This window comes from uncultured Campylobacter sp. (assembly GCF_938045225.1).
In the GTDB taxonomy this organism is placed as follows: Bacteria; Campylobacterota; Campylobacteria; order Campylobacterales; family Campylobacteraceae; genus Campylobacter_A.
Genome location: NZ_CALINL010000156.1, coordinates 1 through 6,450, shown reverse-complemented (window position 1 = coordinate 6,450; position 6,450 = coordinate 1). Strand labels below are relative to the sequence as shown.

Genomic DNA, 6,450 nt, shown 5'->3' with positions numbered 1-6,450 from the left:
GGCGGACTTTGAAGAAGCCCGGGTTGTCCTCGATATCGCCGTAGTGCGAGGCGTTTAAATTTTTATTTTCTATTATTATATCTTGCTTAAAGCGTTTATCGTAAGGCGACAAAAAGCCCGTGCCGTTTGCGCTTATATCTAGCTTGCCGCAAACAAATCCGTTGTTTAGATAGTAGCGATCTTTGTGGTGGCTTACGGCATTTAAATTTAGTAAATTTCGTAGGATTTCTTTATCAGAGGAGGCGACTTCCTTTTCGCTCACTCCATCAAGTAGTTTGGTTAAAAAATCTTTCACAAATTTGCTTTGACTTTTGCGACGGCTTCTAGGAATTTATCTTGCGCAAAGCCGTATTCGTCGAGACACATTAGCGTATTTTGCAGATTATCGTCGTTTAGTTGATCAAATAGATTTACGGCATTTTTTACTACTTTGAGCGCTTTTGAGTAGCTTTTTATGTGTTCAGGCGCATCATCCGGGTTGTTTGAATACAAAATTGCGTCGACAAGCTCGGGTTCAAGATTCCATTGTTCAAAAATTTTGGCAGTCACTGTTTCATTTGAAATGCCTACGATTTCATTTTCTAGCTCAGATACATCAAATGGACTTGAAATATTTTTTAATTTTGCCTTAAAATCATCAACTTTTCCGGTTTCGTTTAGTTCATTAGAGATGACGATTTTACCTACTTCTAGCATAAAAGAGGCCGGACTTAAAACTGCAAGATCGCTAGCGTTGATTTTTGAATACCAGTTATACATTAGAGCATTTTGCATTATAGAAATATTTAAAAAATCTTGACTGGTAATACCATATGGATCTAAATTTATCTTAAAGCTTTTTTTTACTGCGCTTGATAGGGCAAAGCCGCGTATAGTTGCCATGCCAAACAGCGTAATCGCTCTTGATATCGTGGTTATTTCTCTGCTAAACCCATAAAGAGGTGAGTTTGCGGAACGTAATATATTTGCCGTTAACATAGGATCTTTTTCGACTATTTGAGACAGGTCGTTAAGCGAGCTATTTTCATCCGAACATGCTACTTGAATTTTCACTATAGTATCATCAAGCGGCGGAAGAGCCTTTATGTGTTTATAAATTGATTCATTCATTTTTTGCACTTTACATCAAGATTTTATAAGCCACAATTCTACACTAAAAGGCTTTTTAAAAAACTTAAATAGATATGTTAAGCTTATTTTAGCGACTAAATAGTATAATCTCGCAAATTTTTTAAGAGGAGAGAAGATGGCAGTAAGTATTTACTATGACAAAGATTGCGATTTAAGCTTGATTAGAAGCAAAACCGTGGCGATGATAGGTTTTGGCTCGCAAGGACACGCGCATGCTGAAAATTTACGCGATAGCGGCGTAAAAGTGATCGTGGGTCTAGCAAAGGGCGGTAAAAGCTGGGCGAAGGCCGAGGCGAAGGGCTTTGAGGTAAAAACCGTAGCCGAAGCCGCAAAGGCTGCAGACGTCATAATGATACTGACTCCCGACGAGCTTCAAGCTGAAATTTTCGAGCGAGATATAAAACCGAATTTAAACGAGGGCGACGCGATAGCTTTTGGACACGGTTTTAACGTGCATTTCGGACAGATCAAAGCTCCTGAAGGCATCGACGTCATCATGATCGCTCCAAAAGCGCCTGGCCATACGGTAAGAAGCGAATTTGTACGAGGCGGCGGCATCCCTGATCTAATCGCCGTAGAGCAAAACGCAAGCGGAAAAGCAAAAGAACTAGCTCTAAGCTACGCTAGCGCGATCGGCGGCGGCAGAACGGGTATCATAGAAACTACCTTTAAAGACGAGACCGAGACCGATCTTTTCGGCGAGCAGGCGGTGCTTTGCGGCGGACTTTGCGCGCTAGTAAACGCAGGTTTTGAGACGCTAGTGGATGCCGGATACGAGCCTGAGATGGCGTATTTTGAGTGCTTGCACGAGCTAAAACTGATCGTTGATCTAATGTATCAAGGCGGTATGGCTGATATGCGCTACTCTATCTCAAACACCGCAGAATACGGCGACTACGTGAGCGGTCCGCGCGTCATCGGCGAAGATAGCAAAAAAGCTATGAAAGAAATACTAAAAGAGATCCAAAACGGTAAATTTGCAAAAGACTTTATCCTCGAGCGCAAGGCCGGATACGTGCGCATGAACGCAGAGCGCGGCATCGCCGAGAGAAGTCTGCTAAATCAAACCGGCAAAAAACTACGCTCCATGATGCCTTGGATAAGTGCGGGCAAACTCATCGACCAAAGCAAAAATTAATTGAACTCGAAACCTAGAAAAAAAGCCGCGAAAAGGCGCTCCAAAAAGGGGCGCTCGCGCGGCGGACTAAAGCTACTACTTTCCGTTTTTCTCATAGCCTGTATCTTGATTGCAGGGGCATTTTATCTGCTGGACGTCAGGGTAAAAGTCAAAAGCGACAACGCGCTAATCGCTAAAATCGAGCGGTATTTCGGCGATAAAAGCGAGCCCGAGCAAAAGCAAAATTTAACCCATAAGCCAAGCCTTTCAGTCTCAAATGGCTCTGAAAAAGTTACCATAAAAGACGCGCAAGCCGCGTCAGGCGTGCACTCGAGGGCAAATTTGACCGATATAAAGGCGCTTTTTGACGAGGCGGAAGCTAAAGGTAAAGTAAAAATCGGCGGCGAAAAAGCTAGAGCCGAAGATAAAAACGATCAAAATTTGCCAAACGAGCAGGCTAAATTTGATAAAAGCGGGCAGGGTACGCCTGCAACCAAAGATAAAATCTCGCCCGAGAGCGTAAATTTAGCATCTCGCGACACTTCCGAGCTTGGCGAAATGAGCGCTAAAAAAGTCGGCGAGTTAAATTTGACAAATTTAAGCTCTAAAAACGAATCCGCTAAATCCGCACAAAATAGCGGCGATACCGTTAAATTTGATGGCTCGCAAGCACCTCAAAGAACGCATATTTTTGAAAATTCCGAAGCCGTGATCTTTGACGATACGCCTATGCCGCAGGCGCAAAATAGCCCCCTCGAGCAAGCGTTAAAAAAAGATAAAATCCATATCGAATTTAGCGACGCAAACGATCAGGCGGGGCAGGTTGAAGTAAAATTTGACGCCGAAAATGCGCCGCAAAGCACCGAGAAAAACGAGCAAGAAAAGATCGAAAAAGAAAAGCCTAAAAAAGACGAAAAAGCCCAATTTGCAGACTCGCAAAAGACGGATAAAAAAAGCTCGACCAAAACAAATGAAGTAAAAGCCGCCGTAAAAGCGGGCTACAAACCACGCCTAGTCATCATCATCGACGACGTGGCATACAAACACCAAGTAGACGCGATAAAATCGGTAAATCTAAAGCTCACGCCGTCATTTTTCCCAGCAACCTCCGCCCACCCCGAGACGCCTGTTTTGGCGCGGCGTTTTAGCTTTTATATGATCCACCTGCCTATGCAAGCTCTAGGCGGCTTTAAGGGTGCTGAGATCGGCACTCTGACGGTAAACGACGACTACGAAAGGATCGCAAAAAAACTGCAAAGTATCAAGCGAGATTTTCCTGATCTAAAATACATCAACAACCACACGGGTAGCCGTTTTACGAGCGATGCGGCCGCGATGGATAGGATGATGCGGGCGGTGCGGGACGAAAATTTGATCTTCGTCGATAGCAAGACAACCTCGCCGACTAAGGTTTACAGCGCGGCAAAAAAATACTCGATGCCATACATCGCACGCGACGTATTTTTGGATCACGACGGCTCAAAAGCGGCTGTGCGAAAACAGCTAAAATACGCCGTCGAGCTAGCCAAAAAGCGCTCCTACGCCATCGCAATCGGCCATCCGCACAAAAACACGATCGAAGTCCTGCAAGAAAGCGCCAAACTCCTGCAAGAGGTCGAAGTCGTCTATCTAAAGGATCTCTTTTGAACGTCTTAACCGAGCTTCCTAGCGGCCTTTTGCGTCTAAAAAAGCTGCCGACAAAGCTCTATTTCGAGGGAAATTTGGCTCTACTTGAGCGTCCAATGGTCTCTATCGTGGGCTCAAGAAAGGCAAGCGCCTACACCAGGCAGTGCGTAGAGGCGCTGGCTAGGACGATGGCAAAAAGCGGCGTTTGCGTGGTTAGCGGTGCGGCCATCGGCGTAGATATCGCCGCGCACAAGGGTGCTTTTCCGCATACCATCGCGGTTTTTGGCAACGGACTAAACAAAATCTACCCGCCAAGCAACGCCAAAATAATCAAAGAAATTTACCAAAACGCGCTGGCTCTTAGCGAATACGCCCCAGACGAGCCGCCGCTTGCTTATAGATTTTTAGAGCGAAACCGCATCGTAGTCGCGCTCTCGCAGGCTCTAGTCGTGGCGCAGGCTGACGCCAAAAGCGGCTCAATGCAAAGCGCGCGCATGGCAAAAGAGCTTGGCGTGCCGATATTTACGCTGCCTCAGCGCCTAGGCGAAAGCGACGGGACAAACGAGCTAATAGCTAGCGGCGCGGCAAATTTAATAAACGATTTTGACGAATTTGCGCTTCGTTTCGGCGGCAAACCCGCGCCCGCGCAAGAGGATGAGGTGATAAAATTTTGCAAAAACGGCGCGAGCCTTGATGCGGCTTTGGCGAAATTCGGCGATAAAATTTACGAATACGAACTGGAAGGCAAGCTGCGAATATCGGGGCTTACGGTGTTTGCGGAGTAAAATTTAGCGTTAAATTTATGCCGCGCGAGTTTTTGTTAAAGAGGCGGTAAAGTTTGAAGTAAATTTTAGCTGCTTGACGGCGACAAATGCGCTCGGGCGACGTTTGATTTTGTAAATTTGACGGAGCGTGGCTATCAAATTTGAGCTTGCCCGCCGTCAAAGTCTGTCGCTAAATTTGAGAAAATCTAAAGGACGAAAATGAGCATAATGGCCATCGACGTGGGGCTAAAACGTATCGGCGTGGCGCTAGCCGTCGAGCAAACCGTGATGCCGCAGACGCCCGTACTGCGTAAAAATCGCAATCAAGCCGCGCGCGACGTTAGCGCCGTTTTGCGCGAATACGGAGCAAAAAAGCTGGTCGTGGGCGTGCCGCTTGGGGGATCTAGCGAGGACGAGATGCGAAGGCGGATCGCGCACTTCGTGTCGCTGCTCGAATTTGACGGCGAAGTGGTCTATCAAGACGAGGCGATGAGTAGCTTTGAGGCGAGCGAAATTTACGCCGAGAGTAGGCGCGACGGACGGCTGGACAGCATCGCTGCGATGATTATTTTAAAGCGGTATTTGGGGCTTTGAGCAAATTTGGCGCGCGGCAAAACGGCGGTAAATTTGAGTTTTGCGCTAGGGCTACGCCCGGGCCGTCTTAGCTGGTCGTTGCTAACGCGGACGGCGAGTAAAATTTGAGCTAATTTTACGCCCTCGCGATAAATTTAGCCGAGATTTTTGCATAAAATTTAAGAGCGGTTTTATCGGCGGATTTGCGAGTCAAATTTGACTTGCGGGTTAGGCAAGCTACGATTTGGAGGTAAATTTCATCCAAAAGTCAGCTGCTATCAGCTATAGCGCCGTATCCAATCATCCAGAAACCGCATTTGCTGCGCCGTATGAAATCTATGCTCGCCGTTTTTCATGACGGTAAGCGTTGCGCCGATTTGGTTTGCAAACTCGCAAATCGTTTCAAGAGAGGTTGGATCGTCATTTTCGACGTATAAAATATGCGTCGACGCCGTCCGGCAGACAGGATGCTCTCTGGCGTAGCAAAGATATTTCCAAGAAAGTTTTTCTCTAGATTCCGTCCCCAGCTCGCCCCTGTCTCGCAGCTCCTCCTCGCTCACGCGCGCCTGAAACATCATTTTTCAATTAAAATTTACATATTTACTAAAATACGCTCTTTTTATCCCCGCATCTTGCAAGGCATGCATGGCAAAAAACGCTCCGATACTGTTTGCTACGATCGTCACGGATTTGCGGCTTTTAAGGATGGACTCAAAATAAGGCGCAAATTCCTCTTTCGCCTCCCACGGCGTGCGCGCTTCGTAATCAAACCCAAGCACGTCGCTACCTGCAAAAAGCCGTCGGTAGCGGGCCGCTTCTGCCGCGCTTCCGTTTTTTCTGTGTATGTATACGACTATATCTTTCATGATTTTGCCTTTTTGCGGCGGGTAAGCGGCTAAAATAAAAGCGCTTTGGCGCCGCAGCTAGTTAAATTTGAGTAGGCCGTCCTCGTCAAATTTAAAACCGGGTCCCCAAACCACCTCCCAGTAGTATCCGTCCGGATCGGCAAAATACGCGTGATATCCGCCCCAAAACGCATCTTGGGGCTCTTTGACGATAGTTCCGCCCGCCTTTTTTACTAGCTCTATGACGCTATCCACGTCCTCTTTGTTTTTTACGTTATAGGCTAGCGTGATGCCGGCAAATCCGCTTCCCATCGGCGGATCGTTCTCGTCGATATCTCGCACCAGCGCGTCTAGCGGGTAGAGCTCAAATTTAGTCCCAGGTGTATTGAAAAAA

8 protein-coding genes and 1 pseudogene are annotated in these 6,450 nt (G+C 46.9%); 4 read left to right on the top strand and 5 right to left on the bottom strand.

Annotated elements, in window-relative coordinates; translation table 11 throughout:
* A pseudogene (locus tag Q0200_RS05915) lies at nucleotides 1–295 on the bottom strand (hypothetical protein); the annotation flags it as partial.
* The gene (locus tag Q0200_RS05910) at nucleotides 292–1,110 is read right to left on the bottom strand and encodes an HDOD domain-containing protein (protein WP_297938980.1); all 819 of its coding nucleotides are present in this window, start codon (nucleotides 1,108–1,110) and stop codon (nucleotides 292–294) included. The gene Q0200_RS05910 and the pseudogene Q0200_RS05915, both read right to left, overlap by 4 nt.
* A gap of 136 nt (nucleotides 1,111–1,246) precedes the next feature.
* Here Q0200_RS05910 and ilvC point away from each other — a divergent pair, with 136 nt between their 5' ends.
* From ilvC to ruvX, 4 genes are all read left to right on the top strand, one after another.
* On the top strand, nucleotides 1,247–2,269 hold the full coding sequence (gene ilvC, locus Q0200_RS05905; protein WP_297938977.1) for a ketol-acid reductoisomerase: 1,023 nt from the start codon (nucleotides 1,247–1,249) through the stop codon (nucleotides 2,267–2,269).
* The gene (locus Q0200_RS05900) at nucleotides 2,270–3,895 is read left to right on the top strand and encodes a divergent polysaccharide deacetylase family protein (protein WP_297938974.1); all 1,626 of its coding nucleotides are present in this window, start codon (nucleotides 2,270–2,272) and stop codon (nucleotides 3,893–3,895) included.
* A complete protein-coding gene (dprA, locus tag Q0200_RS05895) occupies nucleotides 3,892–4,659 on the top strand; it encodes a DNA-processing protein DprA (protein ID WP_297938971.1) in 768 nt (255 codons plus the stop codon). The genes Q0200_RS05900 and dprA overlap by 4 nt, the downstream gene beginning before the upstream one ends.
* Before the next feature lie 198 nt (nucleotides 4,660–4,857).
* The gene (gene ruvX, locus Q0200_RS05890) at nucleotides 4,858–5,232 is read left to right on the top strand and encodes a Holliday junction resolvase RuvX (protein ID WP_297938968.1); all 375 of its coding nucleotides are present in this window, start codon (nucleotides 4,858–4,860) and stop codon (nucleotides 5,230–5,232) included.
* A gap of 257 nt (nucleotides 5,233–5,489) precedes the next feature.
* Here the strand turns inward: ruvX and Q0200_RS05885 are convergent, their stop codons facing one another.
* The 3 genes from Q0200_RS05885 to Q0200_RS05875 form a co-directional block, all read right to left on the bottom strand.
* Nucleotides 5,490–5,786 carry a hypothetical protein gene (locus Q0200_RS05885; protein WP_297938965.1) on the bottom strand — a complete coding sequence of 99 codons (297 nt, stop codon included), beginning with the start codon at nucleotides 5,784–5,786 and terminating at the stop codon, nucleotides 5,490–5,492.
* A 6-nt stretch (nucleotides 5,787–5,792) separates the two neighbouring features.
* The gene (locus tag Q0200_RS05880) at nucleotides 5,793–6,077 is read right to left on the bottom strand and encodes a hypothetical protein (RefSeq protein ID WP_297938962.1); all 285 of its coding nucleotides are present in this window, start codon (nucleotides 6,075–6,077) and stop codon (nucleotides 5,793–5,795) included.
* Nucleotides 6,078–6,134: 57 nt separating this feature from the next.
* The coding region (locus Q0200_RS05875) for a VOC family protein (protein WP_297938960.1) at nucleotides 6,135–6,450 on the bottom strand (316 nt) is incomplete at its 5' end.